This window comes from Allobosea eneae, from assembly GCF_042657265.1.
GTDB lineage: Bacteria > Pseudomonadota > Alphaproteobacteria > Rhizobiales > Beijerinckiaceae > Allobosea > Allobosea eneae.
In genome coordinates this window covers 1-624 of record NZ_JBHSLW010000078.1, presented here as the reverse complement: position 1 = coordinate 624, position 624 = coordinate 1, and the positions used below count along the sequence as shown (strand labels likewise).

General features: G+C 67.5%; 1 protein-coding gene. It reads left to right on the top strand.

Going from position 1 to position 624, the window contains the following annotated elements; genetic code table 11:
- The coding region (locus ACFPOB_RS28640; protein ID WP_377801662.1) for an IS66 family transposase at positions 1-624 on the top strand (624 nt) is incomplete at both ends.

The window sequence follows — 624 nt, the reverse complement described above, 5'->3', positions numbered from 1 at the left end:
GGATCGATCTGCCGCTATCGACGCTGGCCGACCAGGTCGGCCACGGCAGCTTCGCCCTGAGGCCAGTCTTCGATCTGATCGAGGCCCATGTGCTGGCGGCCGAGCGCCTGCATGGCGACGACACGACGGTCCCGATCCTGGCGAAGGGCAAATGCGCGACCGGGCGGATCTGGACGTATGTTCGCGATGATGGCCCCTTCGCCGGACCTGCGCCGCCGGCGGTGGTCTATTACGCCTCGGGCGACCGACGCGGCGAGCACCCTCAAAAGCATCTGGCCGGGTTCGCCGGCATCCTTCAGTGCGACTGTTACAATGGCTTCGAGCCGCTGTTCGACCCGCAGCGGAAGGAACAGCCGATCACGCCGGCCTTTTGCTTCGCCCATGCCCGGCGCGGCTTCTTCGAGCTGGCCGACATCGCGAAGAAGGCCCGCGACGGCGTGAGGGGAAAGCCAGTCTCCCCGGTTGCCCTGGCGGCGGTGAAACGCCTCGACGCGCTGTTCGAGATCGAGCGCGCGATCAACGGGCGCAGTGCCGAGGAGCGGCGGGCAGTGCGGCAGGAGAAGAGCAGGCCGCTTCTCGAGGACATGCATGACTGGTTGCTGCGCGAGCGCGAAACCCTCTCGC